The 18,235-nt window shown below is 66.6% G+C and carries 17 protein-coding genes; 13 read left to right on the top strand and 4 right to left on the bottom strand.

Annotation, left to right across the window (positions count from 1 at the left end):
- Positions 1-109: 109 nt before the first annotated feature.
- Both R2669_RS16675 and R2669_RS16670 read left to right on the top strand, forming a co-directional pair.
- Positions 110-565 (top strand): universal stress protein, encoded by a 456-nt coding sequence (locus R2669_RS16675; RefSeq protein ID WP_147217568.1) that lies wholly within the window; start codon positions 110-112, stop codon positions 563-565.
- Between the two features lie 106 nt (positions 566-671).
- Positions 672-1,370 carry a YceH family protein gene (locus R2669_RS16670; RefSeq protein ID WP_316901303.1) on the top strand — a complete coding sequence of 233 codons (699 nt, stop codon included), beginning with the start codon at positions 672-674 and terminating at the stop codon, positions 1,368-1,370.
- A gap of 48 nt (positions 1,371-1,418) precedes the next feature.
- Here the strand turns inward: R2669_RS16670 and edd are convergent, their stop codons facing one another.
- Positions 1,419-3,248 carry a phosphogluconate dehydratase gene (gene edd / locus R2669_RS16665; protein ID WP_316901301.1) on the bottom strand — a complete coding sequence of 610 codons (1,830 nt, stop codon included), beginning with the start codon at positions 3,246-3,248 and terminating at the stop codon, positions 1,419-1,421.
- A gap of 320 nt (positions 3,249-3,568) precedes the next feature.
- Between edd and zwf the strand changes: the two genes are divergently transcribed.
- Genes zwf through R2669_RS16650 form a run of 3 tightly spaced genes read left to right on the top strand, consistent with a single transcriptional unit; the run spans position 3,569 to position 6,787 of the window.
- Positions 3,569-5,038 (top strand): glucose-6-phosphate dehydrogenase, encoded by a 1,470-nt coding sequence (gene zwf / locus R2669_RS16660; protein ID WP_147217566.1) that lies wholly within the window; start codon positions 3,569-3,571, stop codon positions 5,036-5,038.
- Positions 5,038-5,742 carry a 6-phosphogluconolactonase gene (pgl, locus tag R2669_RS16655; protein ID WP_316901300.1) on the top strand — a complete coding sequence of 235 codons (705 nt, stop codon included), beginning with the start codon at positions 5,038-5,040 and terminating at the stop codon, positions 5,740-5,742. The genes zwf and pgl overlap by 1 nt, the downstream gene beginning before the upstream one ends.
- Complete coding sequence (locus R2669_RS16650; protein WP_316901298.1) at positions 5,723-6,787, top strand: glucokinase; 1,065 nt, start codon at positions 5,723-5,725, stop codon at positions 6,785-6,787. Before pgl ends, R2669_RS16650 begins: the two co-directional genes overlap by 20 nt.
- A 25-nt stretch (positions 6,788-6,812) precedes the next feature.
- On the opposite strand, the gene R2669_RS16645 is transcribed toward R2669_RS16650, so the two are convergent.
- On the bottom strand, positions 6,813-7,646 hold the full coding sequence (locus tag R2669_RS16645) for a MurR/RpiR family transcriptional regulator (RefSeq protein WP_147217727.1): 834 nt from the start codon (positions 7,644-7,646) through the stop codon (positions 6,813-6,815).
- A 214-nt stretch (positions 7,647-7,860) separates the two neighbouring features.
- On the opposite strand from R2669_RS16645, the gene R2669_RS16640 reads away from it, so the two are divergent.
- The 4 genes from R2669_RS16640 to R2669_RS16625 all read left to right on the top strand — a co-directional run bounded on the left by R2669_RS16640 (position 7,861) and on the right by R2669_RS16625 (position 13,366).
- Positions 7,861-9,585 carry a S53 family peptidase gene (locus R2669_RS16640; protein ID WP_316890550.1) on the top strand — a complete coding sequence of 575 codons (1,725 nt, stop codon included), beginning with the start codon at positions 7,861-7,863 and terminating at the stop codon, positions 9,583-9,585.
- Positions 9,586-9,680: 95 nt separating this feature from the next.
- A complete protein-coding gene (locus R2669_RS16635; RefSeq protein WP_316890551.1) occupies positions 9,681-10,415 on the top strand; it encodes a response regulator transcription factor in 735 nt (244 codons plus the stop codon).
- Positions 10,416-10,418: 3 nt separating this feature from the next.
- A complete protein-coding gene (locus tag R2669_RS16630) occupies positions 10,419-11,735 on the top strand; it encodes a sensor histidine kinase (RefSeq protein ID WP_316901296.1) in 1,317 nt (438 codons plus the stop codon).
- Positions 11,736-11,884: 149 nt separating this feature from the next.
- Positions 11,885-13,366 carry a DegQ family serine endoprotease gene (locus R2669_RS16625; protein WP_316874751.1) on the top strand — a complete coding sequence of 494 codons (1,482 nt, stop codon included), beginning with the start codon at positions 11,885-11,887 and terminating at the stop codon, positions 13,364-13,366.
- 124 nt (positions 13,367-13,490) lie between these two features.
- On the opposite strand, the gene R2669_RS16620 is transcribed toward R2669_RS16625, so the two are convergent.
- Positions 13,491-14,069 carry a chorismate mutase gene (locus R2669_RS16620; RefSeq protein WP_316901294.1) on the bottom strand — a complete coding sequence of 193 codons (579 nt, stop codon included), beginning with the start codon at positions 14,067-14,069 and terminating at the stop codon, positions 13,491-13,493.
- A gap of 208 nt (positions 14,070-14,277) precedes the next feature.
- Between R2669_RS16620 and R2669_RS16615 the strand changes: the two genes are divergently transcribed.
- Both R2669_RS16615 and R2669_RS16610 read left to right on the top strand, forming a co-directional pair.
- Positions 14,278-14,628 carry a hypothetical protein gene (locus tag R2669_RS16615; protein WP_147217742.1) on the top strand — a complete coding sequence of 117 codons (351 nt, stop codon included), beginning with the start codon at positions 14,278-14,280 and terminating at the stop codon, positions 14,626-14,628.
- Between the two features lie 71 nt (positions 14,629-14,699).
- Positions 14,700-15,026: a hypothetical protein gene (locus R2669_RS16610; protein ID WP_316890560.1), complete on the top strand. Its 327-nt coding sequence runs from the start codon at positions 14,700-14,702 to the stop codon at positions 15,024-15,026.
- Positions 15,027-15,090: 64 nt separating this feature from the next.
- On the opposite strand, the gene R2669_RS16605 is transcribed toward R2669_RS16610, so the two are convergent.
- Positions 15,091-15,708 (bottom strand): HAD hydrolase-like protein, encoded by a 618-nt coding sequence (locus tag R2669_RS16605; RefSeq protein ID WP_316901292.1) that lies wholly within the window; start codon positions 15,706-15,708, stop codon positions 15,091-15,093.
- 151 nt (positions 15,709-15,859) lie between these two features.
- Here R2669_RS16605 and R2669_RS16600 point away from each other — a divergent pair, with 151 nt between their 5' ends.
- Complete coding sequence (locus R2669_RS16600; protein WP_316901290.1) at positions 15,860-16,420, top strand: dihydrofolate reductase family protein; 561 nt, start codon at positions 15,860-15,862, stop codon at positions 16,418-16,420.
- A 184-nt stretch (positions 16,421-16,604) separates the two neighbouring features.
- Positions 16,605-18,233, top strand: coding sequence for an alpha,alpha-trehalase TreA (treA, locus tag R2669_RS16595; RefSeq protein ID WP_316901288.1), 1,629 nt, complete (start codon positions 16,605-16,607; stop codon positions 18,231-18,233).
- Positions 18,234-18,235: the final 2 nt, after the last annotated feature.

Genomic DNA, 18,235 nt, shown 5'->3' with positions numbered 1-18,235 from the left:
ATCTGGCGCAACGCAAAAGGGCCGTGGATGTCACAGAATAGTGCGTAGGCGGCCATGTTGCTGCCCCGGCACAGTATTCCGACAACCACTCCCCTGCGAGGCTCGAACCATGTACAAGAAGATCCTGGTCGCCATTGATGGCAGCGAAACCAGCAAGCTGGCCCTGGCCGAGGCCGTGCGCCTGGCCAAGGCATTCCAGAGCACCGTCCGCGCCGTCTATATCGTCGACAGCCCGGCCATGCTCTTCGACGTCGGCTATTACGACCCGACCGAGCTGCGCAAGTCGTTTATCCAGGCCGGCACCGCGTTGCTTGCCGACACCGCCGCAGCGCTGACCTCTGCCGGTTTGCAGCAGGAAACGGTGCTGGTGGAAACCCAAAGCGTGGGCGAAGACGTAGCGGCCGCCCTGCAAGGTGAAGCGGTGCGCAGCGGCGCCGATGTGGTGGTGATCGGCACGCACGGCCGCCGTGGGCTGGCGCATGCGATGTTGGGCAGCGTGGCCGAAAAGTTCATCCGCCAGGCGACCACGCCGGTGTTGCTGGTGCGCGGTCCTGCCAAGGGCTGAGCTTCGCTTGTTGTTGCGCAGGCAGGGCCGCTGGCCTGCGCGCGGCGGATATGATGTCGGCGTTCGAATTTGCCCCAACCCACAGCGTATCCGCCGCCGTCCCATCATGAATATCCAATCCGACGCTCCACAGCGTCGCGCCATCCGTACCCTGACCGCCCTTGAAGGGCGCGTGTTGGGCGTCCTGGTCGAGAAGCAGCACACGGTGCCCGACACCTATCCGCTCACGCTGAACGCGCTGGCGGCCGGCTGCAACCAGAAGACCGCGCGCGCGCCGGTCATGTCCGTGACTGAAGCCGAAATCCTCACGGCCATCGACGGGTTGAAATCGCTAAGCCTTGTCATGGAAGGCAGCAGCAGCCGTGTGCCGCGTTTCGAGCACAACATGAACCGCGTGCTGGGCGTGCCGAGCCAATCGGTCGCGTTGCTCACGGTGTTGCTGCTGCGTGGCCCGCAGACGGCAGCCGAGCTGCGATTGAACGCGGCGCGGTTCCACGCCTTTGCAGACATCTCATCCGTTGAAGCGTTTCTCGATGAGCTGGCAGAGCACGATCCGCCCTATGTGGTGAAGCTGCCGCGTATGCCCGGCGAGCGTGAAAGCCGCTGGATGCACTTGCTGTGCGGTGAAGTTGCGCAGGCGGACATTCGGCAGGGCGGCGCCGTTGACGAGTCCATTGCGCCGTCCGAATTCGAGGCGCTGAAAGCGGAGCAGAAACAGTTGGCCGACAAGGTGGACAGGCTTCAAGCGCTGGTCGAGCAGATGGCCGGTGAGCTGGGCATCTCGATCGACAAGTCGATGCTGTAAACGCAATCGGCCCCGGCGTTGCACCGGGGCCGATTGATCGTCTTCGGTTTACGCGCCGGCCGATACGAACAGCGTGCAGGCGCCTTCTTCCGCTGCCGACACATTGCGGCGGAAGCCCGAGAACAAGTCCCGCCCGACGCCTGCGTGGTAGTGCGACAGATCGGGCGCGGTGACCTGGCGGGCATTCCACTCTGCCTCCGGCACGCGCACTTGCAGCGTGCCCGCTTCCGCATCCAGCACGACGATATCGCCATCGCGCACACGTGCCAGCGGCCCGCCGTTGAGCGCTTCCGGGGTGATGTGGATGGCGGCCGGCACCTTGCCCGACGCACCCGACATGCGGCCGTCCGTCACCAGCGCGACCTTGAAGCCGCGCTCCTGCAGCACCGACAGCGTCGGCGTGAGCTTGTGCAGCTCGGGCATGCCGTTGGCGGCCGGGCCCTGATACGGCAGCACGGCCACGAAATCGCGTTCCAGTTCGCCGGCCTTGAACGCGTTGATCAGATCGTCCTGCGCGAGGAAGACGCGTGCCGGCGCTTCCACAAAACGATGTTCCGGCTTGACCGCCGACACCTTGATGACCGAGCGCCCGATGTTGCCGTCGAGCACGCGCAGGCCGCCGTCCGGCGAGAACGGCTCGGCCACGCCGCGCACGATGTTGGTATCGAGCGAGGCGGCGGCGCCATCGCGCCAGACCAGCTTGTCGCCTTCCAGGAAGGGCTCTTGCGCATGACGGCGCAGGCCCTTGCCCATGATCGTCGTCACATCGTCGTGCAGCAGACCAGCGTCGAGGAGTTCGCGAATCACGATGGACAGACCGCCCGCGGCCTGGAATTCGTTCACGTCGGCCTTGCCGTTCGGGTAGACCCGCGCCAGCAGCGGAATCACGCCCGACAGATCGTTGAAGTCGTCCCACGTGAGCAGGATGCCGGCCGCACGGGCCATCGCCACCAGGTGCAGCGTGTGGTTGGTCGAGCCGCCCGTCGCCAGCAGGCCGACGATGCCGTTGACGAACGCGCGCTCATCGAGCACGTCGGCAATGGGGGTGTACTGGTCGCCGCTGAAGACGAGCTTGAGCGCCTGGCGCGCCGACTCACGCGTGAGCGCTTCGCGCAGCGGCGTGTTCGGGTTGATGAAAGCGGTGCCCGGCAGGTGCAGGCCCATCACCTCCATCAGCATCTGGTTGGAGTTGGCCGTGCCGTAGAACGTGCACGTGCCCGGGCCGTGGTACGACTTGGATTCGGCTTCCAGCAGGTCGGCGCGCGAGAGCTTGCCTTCGGCGTACAGCTGGCGCGTGCGCGCCTTTTCATCATTGCTGATGCCGGTGGTCATCGGGCCGGCCGGCACGAACACGGCGGGCAGGTGGCCGAACGACAGCGCGCCGATCACCAGCCCCGGCACGATCTTGTCGCACACGCCCAGGTACAGCGCGGCGTCGAACATCTGGTGCGACAGCGCCACGGCCGTCGACAGGGCAATCGTGTCGCGCGAGAACAGCGACAGCTCCATCCCGTCCTGCCCCTGCGTCACGCCATCGCACATGGCCGGCACGCCGCCGGCAAACTGCGCGGTGCCGCCGGCGTCCAGCGCAGCCTGCTTGAGCCACGCCGGAAACGCCTCCAGCGGCTGATGCGCCGACAGCATGTCGTTGTAGGCGGACACAATCCCCAGGTTCGGCCGCTCCAGCGCTTTCAGGCGGATCTTCGCTTCGCCCGGCATGGCCGCAAAACCGTGGGCGAGGTTCGTACACGAGAGCAGCGTACGCTCGACCTTGCGGCCGGCATTCTTGCGGGTGACGTCCAGATAGGCCTGGCGGGGGCCGCGGCTGCGGTCGATGATGCGTTGGGTGACGGCGGCCAAAGTGCGGTGCAGGGCCATGCGGGTTCTCCTGGAGGGGTAGGTCCGGGCGGGACGGAATGCTGTAATTTTCCTACAAATGCGCCGGATGTGGTGCAGGGTTTTCCACAGGTACCGCATCCGACGCAGCGCCAGTAACACGGCCGAGCACGCGAATTGCGTGCCAGAAGCCGCGCGGGACGCCATGCTTCGGCGCAAAAGATCTGCCGGAAACGCTTGCCGGGGCAGTTTCACGAACGTCTTGCTCGCGATGTAGTAATACTACAAAATGAGCTGAAAAGACGTGGCTTTGCTAGTCAGCTAGGCTAGCCTAATCGATGGCTCACACACAGGAGATGACGATGTCGGTGCCCGCATTCGACATGGTGTTGTTCGGCGGTACGGGCGATCTTGCCCGCCGCAAGCTGATTCCGGCCTTGTTCGATGCGCATCAGGGCGGCGAACTGCACCCGCGCGGGCGGATCTTCGCCATCGGCACGCAGCCGCTGGAGACAGCCGGCTACCTGGCGTTGCTGGAGCGCGAAACGCGCCCGACCATGCGCCTGTATTCCGGAGCGCCCGTCTCCGACGACGCCTGGGCCTCGTTTGCCGAGCGCATCGTCTACCAGCAGGTCGACGCCCGCAAACCCGAACAGTTCGACGGGCTGGCCGCCGCGCTGGGCGAAGACCGGGCGCCAGTGACGGTGTGCTATCTGGCGACGGCGCCGGGCTTCTTCATCGACATCTGCAAGCAGCTCGCCCGCGTCGGGCTGAATACGCCCAATGTGCGGTTGGTGCTGGAAAAGCCGCTGGGCACGGATCTCGCGTCAAACGAGCGCATCAACTCCGCCGTGGCCGAGTTCTTTGCCGAAGACCAGATCTACCGGATCGACCATTACCTCGGGAAAGAATCCGTCCAGAACCTGATGGCGATCCGCTTCGGCAACGCGCTGTTCGAGCCGCTGTGGCGCCGCGAGTGGATCAAGGACGTGCAGATCACGATTGCCGAGCAGCTTGGCGTGGAAAAGCGCGGCGATTTCTACGACGGCGTCGGTGCGCTGCGCGACATGGTGCAGAACCACCTGCTGCAACTGCTATGTATCGTCGCCATGGAGCCGCCGTCGAGCCTGTCGCAAGACGCCATCCGCGACGAAAAGCTGAAGATCTTGAAAGCGCTCAAGCCGATCCCGCTGCAAGAGGTGCCTGAGAAGACCGTGCGCGGCCAGTATCAGGAAGGCGCCATCGCCGGGCAGCCGGTGCAGGGCTATCTGCATGAGCAGGGCATTCCGCCGGACAGCCGCACGGAAACCTTCGTCGCCATCAAGGCCGAGATTGCCAACTGGCGCTGGGCCGGCGTGCCGTTCTACCTGCGCACCGGCAAGCGTATGCCGCAACGGCTGGCGGAGATCGTGGTGCGCTTTCATGACGTGCCGCATGCGCTGTTCCCCAAGCCGCTGATCCAGTTTCCGGAAAACCGTCTCGTCATCCGCCTGCAGCCGGAAGAAAGCATCCGCCTGCAGTTTCTGACCAAGACGCCGGGCGCGGCACTCGGCCTGCAGCCGTCCACGCTGGACCTGGACTTTACCGACCATGGCGGCGTGCGCCATGCCGGCGCGTATGAGCGTCTGCTGATGGACGCCGTCAACGGCAAGCTTGGGCTGTTCGTGCGCCGCGATGAGCAGGCCGAAGCCTGGCGCTGGGTCGAGCCGATCATTGAAGCGTGGAACGAGGCGCGCATTCCGCCCAAGGGCTACACCGCGGGCAGCTGGGGCCCCGCGGCATCGAGCGCGCTGCTCTCGCGCGACAACGCCGCCTGGCACGAGGAGATGTAATGGCGATGCGCTGGCACGCAGTTCCGGACGCCGCCGCGCAGGTGCAAGCGCTGGCAGCGGCCATTGCCAACACGCTCACGCATGTGATCGAGGAGCAGGGCAGTGCGTGCCTGGCTGTGTCCGGCGGGCGTTCGCCCATTGCGCTGTTTGCCGCCTTGCGCGTGTTGCCGCTGCGCTGGGCCGACGTGTCGATCACGCTGGTCGACGAGCGTGCCGTGCCGCCCGGGCATGCCGACAGCAACGCGCGGCTCGTGCGCGAGCACCTCTTGCAGGATGCGGCGGCGGCGGCGCGTTTCTTTCCGCTGGTGTTGTCCCCGCATGTGCATGGCGAATCGGTTGACGTGGATGCATGCGTGGCGACCGCCAACGATCCGTTTCAGCAACCCGACGTAGTGATTCTCGGCATGGGCGACGATGGGCATACCGCATCGTTGTTTCCCGACGCGCCCGAATTGGACGACGGTATCGACCGCACGCGTGCGCCGGGCTATCTGCCGGTGCGCCCGGGCGCCGCGCCGCATCGCCGGATCAGCCTGAATCTGTCTGCGCTGTGCGCGGCGCGGCGGCTGTTTCTCTCGATCTCGGGGCCGGTCAAGCGCGGTGTGTTCGACGAAGCCGCGCGAGGCGTGGCACAGCGCGCGCTGCCGGTGAGCTATGTCATTCATCAGCGGGAGGTACCGCTCGATGTCTATTGGACTGCATGACGTGAACGCGGGCAGCGCGGCCGAGCTGGCCGACACCTTGGCCTACCCGCGGCTGGTGGCCGACGTGGGCGGCACCAACGTGCGCTTTGCGCTGGAGATGGCGCCCATGCGCCTGGCCCACATCGGTGTGCTGGCCGGCGACGATTACCCGTCGCTCGAGGCGGCGATGCGTGCCTACCTGGCGTCGCTGCCGCCGCAAATCGCGGCGGCTGGCGTGCGGCATGCCGCCATCGGCATCGCCAACCCGGTGCTGGGCGACCAGATTCGCATGACCAATCGCGACTGGGCGTTCTCGATCGAGGCAATGCGCCAGTCGCTGGGCTTCGACACCTTTGTCGTGCTCAACGACTTTGCAGCGCTGGCGCATGCGTTGCCGTATCTGCCTGCAGATGAGCTGGAACAGGTGGGCGGCGGCGCCAGCCTGGCCGATGCGCCGCGGGCGCTGCTCGGCGCCGGCACGGGCCTGGGCGTCGCGTCGCTGCTGCCGACGGCGGAGGGCCGCTACATTGCCGTGGCCGGCGAGGGCGGCCATGTCGCCTTTCCGCCGATGAATGACGAGGAGGTCGTGATCTGGCGCTTCGCGCGTGAGCGCTTCGGCCATGTGTCTGCCGAGCGGTTGATCTCCGGCATGGGTCTGGAGCTGATTTACGAGGCGCTGGGCGCGTGCTTCGACCTCTGGCAGCAAGGCCCCACGTTGCGCCGCGCGGCCGACATCACTGCCATCGCGCTCGGCGAGATGGAAGATGCTGCGGGCGACCACGCACGCTGCCGCTACGCCGTCGATACGTTCTGCGCGTTTCTCGGCACCATCGCGGCCAACCTGGCGGTCACGCTGGGCGCGCGCGGTGGCGTGTACATCGGCGGCGGCATCGTCCCGCGTCTGGGGCCGGCGTTTGCCAACTCGCCGTTCCGGCGGCGTTTTGAAGACAAGGGCCGTTTCTCGGCCTATGTGGCATCAATGCCGGTGTACGTGATTCATTCACCGTACCCGGGGCTGATCGGCCTCTGTGCTGCCATGGACCACGCGGTGGCCCAGGGACACTGACGCCGCGTCGGCGTCGGCATTGGCGTTATTCAGGTTGATCGGCGTGTTGGGGCGCGCTGCCCTTGCGCAGCGCAACTTCCAGCACCAGCGCATCGAGCAGCGCCAGGTGCAACAGGCGCGCGACCATCGAGCGGTCCGCCACGGCATCGTCCACGTCGGCGGGCAGCACCACATCGGCCAGTGCCGCGAGCGGGCTGCCAGGCGTGGTGACGGCAATCACGCGCACGCCGAGTTCGCGCACGCGTTCCACCGCCGTCTGCAGTTCGGGCAACGCGCCCGATTTTGAAATGGCGATCACCACGTCGCCCGCCTGCAGCACGTTCAGCGACATCGACACCAGATACGGATCGCTATACGCATTCGCGGGAATGCCGTAGCGGAAGAACTTCGTCTGCGCATCGAGCGCCACCACGCCGGAGCTGCCGAAGCCGTACAGGTCGATGCGATGTGCGCTGTCGACCAGCGCCACCGCCGCATCGAGCGTGCGAGCGTCGAATCGTTCTTGCAGCGTGGTGAGCGAATCGATGGCGTTCCGCAGGACGCGCGTGCCCGAGGGCGACGCGCTGCGCGCCGGTGCGGCATCTCGGGCGACGTTGCCTTGTGCGAGCCGCAGCTTGAAATCCGACAGGCCATGGCAGCCCATCGAGCGGCAGAAGCGGATGACGGTCGGCTGGCTGACGCCGGCCTCGCGGGCGATGGCGGCCACCGGCAGGCTCAGCACTGTTCCGGCCTGGCGCAGCACCCAGTCGGCCACTTGGCGTTCGGCCGGAGAGAGCGACGGGCGCGCCGCGCGAATGCGCTCGCGCAGGTCGGTCGGTGCATCGGGTGTGGCGGAGGAAGTGGCTTGCTGGGCGCTCATCTGCGCGCGGGTTCGAATGGCGGACCGCATCACGATAAAGGCAAGCGCAGCCGTGCGCAACCGCCCGACGAGGGGTTGCTAGATGCCGCGCGCTCCGACTGCAACTGACTGTTTTTGCACTGTTGCGAGGCGAGCGCGTTGGCTACGGTGAACGACGCCCACGTCGTCACAAGCGGCGTGGTCCTGCAACGTCGTACCCCTCAAAGGACATCCGATGCTCCGTACTGCTCTCCCCCTGCAGCGCTTTTCCACGCTGTGCCGTCATCTGGCGTATGCCTGGCCGCTGGTGTTCGCGGCTGGGCCGCTGCATGCCGCCACCGACTGGGTCGATACCCACACCAAGGCGTTCGTCACCGGCCCGCAGCTCATGGCGCGCGGCGCCGCCAACGAGATCGCACCTGGCCAGACCACCGATGTGCTGGTCAGCCTCAAACTGCGCAACGAGGCCACGCTGAAGGCGCTCGCGCACGATGTGAACGACCCGCGCAACCCGCGCTACCGCAAGTACCTGACCAGCGAGCAGTTCATGGCCGACCACGCGCCCACGCAGGCGCAGGTGGACGCCGTGGTGGGCTATCTGCGGCAGAACGGCTTTATCGATATCGATGTGGCGCCTAACCGGCTGCTGGTGTCGGCGCGCGGTACGGCCGGCACGGTCAAGGCGGCGTTCAACACGCCGCTGGTGCATTACCAGTTGGCCGGCCGCAGCGGATTCGCGAACAGCGGCAAGGCGCAGGTGCCGCGCGCGCTGGGCGGTATCGTCGGCTCTGTACTGGGCCTGCAGAACGTGGCGCGCGCGCGTCCGCTGCTGCGTCTGGGCGATGTGGCGGAAGCGCGCACGCTGGCAGCGGGCACCGCGACGGGCCACTACCCGAAGGAATTCCCGGCGCTGTACGGCGCGACCGGCGTGCCGACGGCGGCGGGCACCACAGTGGGCGTTATCACCATCGGCGGGGTATCGCAAACGCTGCGCGACTTGCGCACGTTCACGAGCAACAACGGCTACGCCGCGGTGTCCACCTCCACGATCAAGACGAATGGCACCAGCGGCAACTACACCGATGACCAGGAAGGCCAGGGCGAGTGGAACCTCGACAGCCAGTCCATCGTGGGTGCGGCCGGCGGTGCGGTCGGCAAGCTGGCTTTCTACATGGCCGACCTGAATGCGCCCGGCAACACGGGCCTGACCAAGGCGTTCAACAAGGCGGTGACCGATAACACCGCCAAGATCATCAACGTGTCGCTCGGCTGGTGCGAGAACGACGCCAGCGCCGACGGCACGCTCGATGCGGAGGAAGCCATCTTCACCACAGCCGCCGCGCAGGGGCAGACGTTCTCGGTGTCTTCCGGCGACGAGGGTGTCTACGAGTGCAACAACCGCGGCTATCCGGACGGCGGCAACTACAGCGTGTCGTGGCCGGCATCGTCCCCGCACGTGCTGGCCATTGGCGGCACCACGCTTTACACGAGCGGATCGAGCTTCGCCAGCGAGACCGTGTGGAACGAGGGCCTCGACGGCAACGGCAAGCTGTGGGCCACCGGCGGCGGCATCAGCCAGATCCTGCCGGCGCCGAGTTGGCAGGGCGGCAGCGCGCGGCTGTTGCCCGATGTGTCGTTCGACGCCGCGCAGAACACCGGCGCCTATATCTACAACTACGGGCGACTGCAGCAGATTGGCGGCACAAGCCTGGCGTCGCCCATCTTCGTCGGTTTCTGGGCGCGGCTGCTGGCGGCCAACGGCAACCTGGGCTTTCCGGCGGCGCGCCTGTACAGCGCCATTCCGGCCAACGCGTCGCTGCTGCGCTATGACGTGGTGTCGGGCAACAACGGCTACCAGGGCTACGGTTACAGCGCCGCCAAGGGCTGGGACTACCCGACGGGCTGGGGCAGCCTGAACATCGGCGCGTTGAACCAGTTGATCAAATCGGGCGGATTCTGATCCGGAGGTGAGTTTGCGGGCGGTTTCGCACAAAGCGCGAGCCGCCCGCGCGGCGGTTCTACAATGAGCCTTCCCCGGCTTATTTTTGATTCGTCATGCGCGTACTGCTCGTGGAAGACGACGACATGATCGGCGACAGCGTGCGCAAGGGTTTGCGCCACGACGGTTTCGCCATCGATTGGGTGCGCGACGGCGAGGCCGCCGTGCACGCCGTGACCGCCCCCGGTGCCGCGGGTGCGGAACCGGGCACCACCATGTTCGACCTCATGCTGCTCGACCTCGGCCTGCCCAAGCGGGACGGGCTCGACGTGGTGCGCGAGGTGCGCCAGCGCGGCATCGCCATCCCCATCTTGATCCTCACCGCGCGCGATGCGGTGGCCGATCGCGTGGCCGGTCTCAATGCCGGCGCAGACGATTACCTCGTCAAGCCGTTCGACCTGCAGGAGCTGGCTGCGCGCATGCACGCGCTGCTGCGCAGACAGGGCGGCCGTGCTGATCCGCTCATGCGCCACGGCGAGGTGCTGCTCAACCCCGTGACCCGCGAAGTGCTGCGCGCGGGTGTGCCGGTCAAGTTGTCGGGCCGCGAGTTTGCGGTGCTGCATGCGCTGCTCGCGCGGCCGGGTAAGGTGTGGTCAATCGCGCAGCTGCAGGACAACCTCTACGGCTGGGATGAAGAGGTCGGCAGCAACACGGTCGAGGTCTACATCCATGCGCTGCGCAAGAAGCTCGGCAGCCATTTCATCCAGAACATCCGCGGCGTGGGGTATGTGATTCCACGTGAGGCGCCGACGTCGCCTGCGGAACCTGCCGGCGGCGACGCGCACCAATAACCCATGCAATCGATCCGTAAAACCCTGCTGTGGTGGCTGGCCGGCGGCCTGCTAGCGGGCATCGTCATCGCCACCGGCCTGATCTACGCGCAGGCGCGCCAGGAAGCCAACGCGCTGTTCGACTACCAGATGCAGCAGGTGGCCGCCGCACTGCCGAGCCAGTGGATCGACCCGCCGCCCCCCGCGCTCGCGGGCATTGCGCGTGACGACGACGTCGTGATCCGCATCTGGGACGGCACCGGCCGCAGCCTGTACCTCTCGCATGCGCGCCCCAATCTGCCGGACCAGGCGGAGCTGGGCTTTTCCGACGCGAATACGCCGGAAGGCCCGTGGCGCATCTACAGCGTTGCGTTCGGGCCTGCCGTGGTGCAGATCGCCCAGCCGTATAGCGCGCGGCACGAGGTGGCGGCGCGCATGGCGTTGCGCACGGTGGCGCCGCTGCTGATCCTGTTGCCGCTGCTGGGCTGGATCGTCTGGCTGGCGGTCGGGCGCGGGTTGGCGCCGCTGGGCTCCGTGGCCAAGCAGGTGCAGGCGCGCGATGCGGCCGCGCTGTCGCCGTTGCCCACGCACGATTTGCCTGACGAGATCCGCCCACTGACAAACGCGTTGAACGATCTGCTGGCGCGCCTCGGCACCGCACTGGCCCACCAGCGCGCGTTTGTCGCCGACGCCGCGCATGCGCTGCGCACGCCACTGGCTGCGCTCAAGCTGCAATTGCAGGTGGCCGACCGCGCCGAGAACGAAGATGAACGCCGCGCCGCGCATGCCGATCTGCATCGCGGTGTGGAACGCATGATCCGTCTTGTTGGTCAGTTGCTGACGCTCGCGCGGCAGGAGCCGGGCGCCGCCGATACGCAGCGTGCAACGGTTGCACTCGACGCCGTGGCGGCCGACGTGGTTGCCGAGCTATCGCCGGCGGCGGTGCAAAAGCGCATTGACCTGGGGATCGCGGTGGAGTCGCAGCCCGCATCCGTGCTCGGCAATGCCGATGCGCTGCGCGTGCTGCTGGTCAATCTGGTCGACAACGCGCTGAAGTACTGCCCGGCCGGGGCGCGCGTCGATGTGTCGACCGCCCATACGCCGGATGGTGGCGCGCAGCTTGTGGTCGAGGACAACGGCCCCGGCATCCCCGCAGACGAACGCGAACGCGTGCTGGATCGGTTCTATCGGCCTGCGCTGGCGCCCACGGGCGGCAGCGGCCTGGGGCTCGCCATCGTCCGGGAAATCGCGCAGGCGCATGACGCGACGCTCGCACTGGAAGCGCGTGAAGGCGGCGGCTTGCGCGTGGTTTTGCGCTTTCCCTTCAAGGCCAACGCGTAGAAACACTTTGTTTCATGTGATGTCGGTGTGCGGCGCCGACCTTTAAGTCTCGATTAAGTCTGCCCGCCTACGATGCCCTCAACCGATGGGCACGGCAGGCGACTCCGCAGGCCGTGACCCTCGCGCTCAGCAAGAGAGAGGACACGACAATGACGCGTCAAACCCTGGCACGCAGTGCGGCTGGCCTGGCCGCGGTGGTCGCCGTTGCAGGCGGCTATGCCTATCTTCAGAAAGACATGATCTCGCGCGCCGTGGCGGCACCCGTGGCCACCGCGACGGCAACCACCGCGGCAGCCCCGGGCACGGCGCCGATGGCTGTGGCGACGCCAATGGATTTCTCCGGCATCGTCGATCGCTACGGCCCGGCGGTGGTCAACATCAGCACCACCGCGCATGCACAGCGCACCAGCATGCAAGGACTGCCGCCCGGCATGAGCCCGGATGATCCGTTCTCCGAATTCTTCAAGCGGTTCATGCCGCAGATGCCGCAGCAGCGGGGCGACCAGATCGTGCGCGGTCTGGGCTCCGGCTTCATCGTCTCGGCCGATGGGCTGATCCTGACCAATGCCCACGTGGTGGACGGCGCCCAGGAGGTCAACGTCAAGCTGACTGATCGCCGCGAGTTCAAGGCCAAGGTGCTCGGCGTCGACAAGCAATCGGACGTGGCAGTGCTGCGCATCTCGGCCAAGAACCTGCCGGTGGTGCAGATCGGCAGCCCCGCCAACACCAAGGTGGGCGAGCCCGTGCTGGCGATCGGTTCGCCGTACGGTTTCGAGAACACCGTTACGGCCGGCATCGTGAGCGCCAAGTCGCGCTCGCTGCCGGACGACACCTACGTGCCGTTCATTCAGACCGATGTGGCCGTGAACCCCGGCAACTCGGGCGGCCCGCTGTTCAACCAGCGCGGCGAGGTGATCGGCATCAACTCGCAGATCTACAGCCAGACCGGCGGCTACCAGGGCCTGTCGTTTGCCGTGCCGATCGATGTGGCGATGAAGGTGGAGCAGCAGCTTGTGTCCACCGGCAAGGTCACGCGCGGCCGCTTGGGCATTGCTGTGCAGGAGGTCGACCAGTCGCTGGCCGATTCCTTCAAGCTGCCCAAGCCCGAGGGCGCACTGGTGAACTCGGTAGAAGACGGCGGCCCCGCAGCCAAGGCCGGCCTGCAACCTGGCGACGTGATCCTGCAGATTGGCGATGCACGTATCGACCGGTCGGGCGACCTGCCCGAGCAGGTGGCCGACATCAAGCCTGGCACCACTGTGCCGCTGCAGATCATTCGCCAGGGCAAGCCGACCACGCTGACGGTGACCGTCGGCGCCGCCAAGGACACCAAGGTGGCAGCCAGCGAAAAGGCGGCACCGGACCAAGGCCGCCTGGGCCTGGCGGTGCGCCCGCTGCAACCGGAAGAAAAGCGTCAGAACGGTTTGCCCGGCGGCCTGGTGGTGATGGACGTGACCGGCCCGTCGGCCAAGGTCGGCATCCAGCCGGGCGACGTGATCCTGTCGCTCAACGGCACGCCGGTGTCGTCGGTGCAGGAGTTGCGCACGCTGGTGGATCGCGCCGGCAAGCATGTCGCATTGCTCGTACAGCGTGACGACACGAAGATCTTTGTGCCGGTGGACCTGGGTTGACGTAAGGCCCGGCGCCTCGTCGCCGGGAGCATCGCCTCTTCCAGAACAGCCGGTCCTCTTGGGCCGGCTTTTTTGTTTTTGTTTGCGGCGTGCCCGATGTTGGCCACGCCGTTCTTTCATGAGATCAGCGCGTGGTGCACAGCCGCGCCGTCGCACGATCCAGCGCAATGCGATGCAGGCTGTCGAGCGATTTCTCCTGCGACACTCGGCCGATTTCCTTTGCTAGCTGCACGGGGCAATCCGGCTGACCGCGTGCCGGTGCTGCATCGCGTAACGCTTGCAGGATCGATTTCTGCAGCCCGTCCAGCTTGGGCCGGATCACCTCCGGCAGGCTCTGCCGTTGCGCGGTCGGCGCAGCACCGGCCCGGCGCCAGTCGTTCAGCAGGGCGTACTGCACCTCCTTGTTCGCCTCGATCTGGTCTGTGAAGACATCGCTCACGTCTGCGGCCGCCAGACCATAGGCCGGCGCCTCCGCCGAGACATTGGCGATGACCTTGGCTTCGCGCGTGGGGTCGTAGACCGACTGGCCGCTGTCCCATTTGCTCAGCGCGACCTGGTCTGCGGTGACCAGGCGATCGGCCAGATGGCGGAGCAGTGGCGCGAAGGCGCCTTCCTGGGCGTGGGCCTGGGTGGCGCAGCTTGCCGCCAGCAACAGGGCGCAGGCGATTCGGGGTGTCATCAACGTGTTAAAGGCGTTCTTCATGCTGGGTAACGGTCGATTGCCGCGTGTCATGAGACTGGGAGCGGCAATCATACCGAAGCGCGTGGTGTCGGGCGTGCGCAATGTTGTTCCGACGCGCGTGGCTAGGCCGTTTGCACGTGCCGTCTGCCATAAACCCAGGTATCATGCGGCCTACGCGCCGTGTTTGTCCGCAAAGCCTGCGGCGGCGCGGCTAGCTGAGCATACGACGATGGATTTCTACCCCGATCTGGAAGGTTTGCCGCTGTTTGCCAAACCCGCTTTCGGCTGGGAGGAACCGGCGTCGGCATCGTCGGCCGACAACGCCCCCACCAAACCCCGCCGCTTGCGCCGATGGCGCGGCCCAATCACCCATTGGGAACGCGGCTACCGCTCCCACTATTACCGCGACAAGCGCGGCAAGAAGCTCGGTGAAATCCACCTGAGCCCGCGCGGTCAGGCACCGCTGCTTTACCGCTGGCTGGCCGGCACGCTCTCGGGCATCGAGGGGTCGCTCACGCACGCTCGCATGCGGGTGGAAGAGGCGATCGGGTTCGGGATGCGCCAGATGGCGCTGTTCTGAGCGTCCCCGTCCGGCGTGTCGCCGGGCACGGCCGATGCGTCAACTCTGGGTTCATCACGAGGAGAACCCCCATGCCGACCATCGTCCGCATCTTCACAGACCATGCCGCTGCCGAGGCAGCCCGCCAAGCCGTGTTGAACACCGGCCTCACGCTCGAGCGTGTCGCGCTGTCGCACCAGGGTGACGAGGCAGGTGCCTTGTGCGGCAACTTCCTCTGCGGCGACTACGAGCCCGGCGGCGAAAACGCCGAGACCTACGAGCGCAAATTCCAGAACGTCGTGATCGGCGGGCGCTTTCTGCTGACCATCGACGCCGAGCCTTCGGAGGTGGATGCCGCCGAAGCAGCGTTGCACTCCACCGGCGGGCGCGCCGTCGACGACTTGGGTCCGGAGCGCTGAGAGCGGGGCGGCGGCGCCGGAGTGCAGCGATCGCACGGGACTGCCGCCAGCGCTGCGGCCGCTGCTACAAGGCCAGCAAATCCTCCGGCCGGCCGAGCAGCGGCGCCCCCGCGTGTCGCTGCAACGCGTCTGGCGCCGTGTATCCCCAGGCCACTCCCCGGAACGCGATGCCTGCGGCGCGCGCTGCATCGGCGTCGCGCATTTCGTCACCCACATACAGCACGTCTTCCGGGCGCACGCGCGTCGAGGCCGTGAGCGCCGCCAGCTTGCGCGCCTTGCCGAATACCGAGATGCCGCAGCTGTAGTGGTGGACCCACCGTGTTGCCGGGCCCAGCACGGCCCGCACGTTGTCCTCGGCATTGGATGTGGCGATGGCCAGACGCACACCACGCCCTGCGAGTGCTTCCAGCGTGTCGGCAACGCCGTCGAACAGCTGGGTCTGGGCGATGCGCTCACGCATCTGCTGGCGCATCTCGAGGGTGATGGCGGGGGCTTTCCACAACGGCACATCCAGCAGGCGCATGACGTCGCGCGCCGATGCTCCGCGCGCCTGCGCCAGCCGGCCCCCTTCGAGCCGGTGGAATCCGTGTTTCGTCGCTGCCGCATTCAGTGCATCAACGAACGCGTCGAAGGAGTCGGCCAATGTGCCGTCAAAGTCGAAGGCGATGAGTCGGTAGGGCATCCGTGTCGGTGTGAGAAAAGGCGGGCGCCGATTGTAGCGGCCAAGCATGCGCTTGTGCGACGGCGTCCGTTGCACCTCAGCCGATCTAAAACTTGCGCGCTGCCGATCCCGTAGCATTGCGTTCCCTCAAACAACAACGAGAGCGCATGCCATGTCCAAGACCCAGTACTACGCCGCCAGCAGCCTCGACGGGTTCATCGCCACGACCGATCACTCGCTCGATTGGCTGATGCAGTTCGGCTCGCTCGAGGGCACGAGCTACGAAGGCTTCATCCGCGAGGTCGGCGCGCTGGCAATGGGCGCGTCCACCTACGAATGGCTGCTGCGCGAACTGGCCAAACCCGGCCCTGCGGGCGAAGCCCAGCCATGGCCTTATGTGCAGCCTGCGTGGGTCTTCACATCGCGCACGCTGCCGGCGGTGCAAGGTGCGGACATCCGCTTCGTGCGGGGCGATGTGCGGCCAGTGCACCGCGACATGCTCGCCGCAGCCGCCGGGCGCAATCTCTGGATCGTGGGTGGCGGTGAGCTCGCCGGCAGATTTCTCGATGCGGGGTTGCTGGACGAACTGATCGTGCAGGTGATGCCCGTCACGCTGGGCACGGGCCTGCCGCTGTTGCCGCGCCGCATCGTGCAGCCTGCGCTTAAGCTGACTTCCGCCGTGCCCTACAAGAACACGTTCGTCGAGATGCGCTACGAGGTCGTGCGCGGCTAGTGGGGTCTAGCTCCGAACGCTCGCAGGGGCGATCGAAGCATCGCCGCGCATCAGCAAGTTGCTTGCCCGCAGAGCTTGATATGGCGCCGTTTCTGGCGCTTCCGTACGTGGTCGCTTTGCGCAAAACCTGTCGATTTGACAACGCTGTCGGCGTCTCCTTTTCTGGACTGGCTTTCCGTCAACCATGCAGGAGACGACGATGCATCGACAGGCTCACTTTTTGATCCGGCGCCGTGTGGCGAACGTTGCCGCATGGCTGGCGTTCGGTTTGGCGGCCTCGTCCGCGTTGGCCGATGTGGGCGTGGGCGCCGCGCTGCCGCCGTCGCCCGACAAGCTCTACGGTGACTTGTTTGTGGCGGTGCAGACCGCGCAGGTGTATCCCGATCAAAAGACGTTTGTCGATGCGGTGCCCAAGGCCGCACCGGCCGTCATTCTGCAGGCGTATCAGGCACAGAAGGGCGTGCCCGGCTTCTCGCTCAAGGCGTTTGTCGACCAGTACTTCACGCCGCCGGTCGATACGCCCGTGACTCCGCCGGCCGGGCAGTCCTTGCGCGCGCACATCAACTGGCTGTGGCCAGCGCTCACGCGCACAACGACCACCGCGCCCGACAACAGCTCGCTCATTCCCCTGCCCAAGCCGTACGTGGTGCCGGGCGGCCGCTTCCGTGAGGGCTATTACTGGGATACATACTTCACCATGCTCGGCCTGCAGGAGGCCGGCCGAGAAGACCTGGTCGACAACATGCTCGACAACTTCGCGTATGCCATCGACCAGTTCGGCCACATCCCGAACGGCAATCGCACGTATTACCTGAGCCGTTCGCAGCCGCCGTTCTTTGCGCTGATGGTGGAGCTGGCTGCGCAGAAGGAGGGCGACGCGGCGCTCAAGCGATACCTGCCGCAACTGCGCAAGGAGTATGCGTACTGGATGCGCGGCGCGGCCACCACGCCTGCCGGACAGGCGAGCAGCAACGTCGTCGTCATGCGCGACGGCACTGTGCTCAACCGCTACTGGGACGACCAGGACACCCCGCGCCCCGAGTCGTATCTGCAAGACGTGACCACCGCGCAGCAAACACCCGCACGCCCCGCCAACGAGATCTGGCGCGACCTGCGTGCGGCGGCCGAAAGCGGCTGGGATTTCAGCTCGCGCTGGTTTGGCGACAACGCCACGCTGGGCACCATCCGCACGACGTCGATCGTGCCGGTGGATTTGAACAGCCTGATGTTCCAGCTTGAGAAGACGATCGCGCGCGGTTGCACAGCAGCGCGCGATTTTGCGTGCACGGTCGAATACTCCGTGCGCGCCGGAAAGCGTGCCGTCGCCATCGAGCGCTACCTGTGGCACCCCGCCGGCTACTACGCCGATTACGACTGGCAGCTCGGCCGCGTGCGCGACAACAAGTCCGCCGCGATGACGTATCCGCTGTTTGTGGGTGCCGCCCGCCCCGACCGCGCGTGGAAGACACTGCAATGGACGCAGCAGGCGCTGCTGCAGGTGGGCGGGTTGTCGACCACCACCTTCAAGACCGGCCAGCAGTGGGATGCGCCCAACGGCTGGGCGCCGCTGCAATGGATCGCGTTGCGCGGCGCGCAGCGCTACGGCTGGCAGCCGCTTGCCCAGGCGATCGGCGAGCGCTTTCTCGGCAGCGTCGAGCAGCTCTATGCCAGCCAGCAGAAACTCGTCGAGAAATACATCGTCGATGGAACGGGTACCGGCGGTGGCGGCGGTGAATATCCGTTGCAGGACGGTTTCGGCTGGACGAACGGCGTCACCCTCAAGCTGCTGGATGCGTATGGCCGCGGGCAGTAAGC

The sequence above is a fragment of the Ralstonia edaphi genome (assembly GCF_958350185.1).
Taxonomy (GTDB): Bacteria; Pseudomonadota; Gammaproteobacteria; order Burkholderiales; family Burkholderiaceae; genus Ralstonia; species Ralstonia edaphi.
The sequence above is the reverse complement of the archived record's forward strand: the minus strand, read 5'-3'. Positions and strand labels throughout refer to the sequence as shown.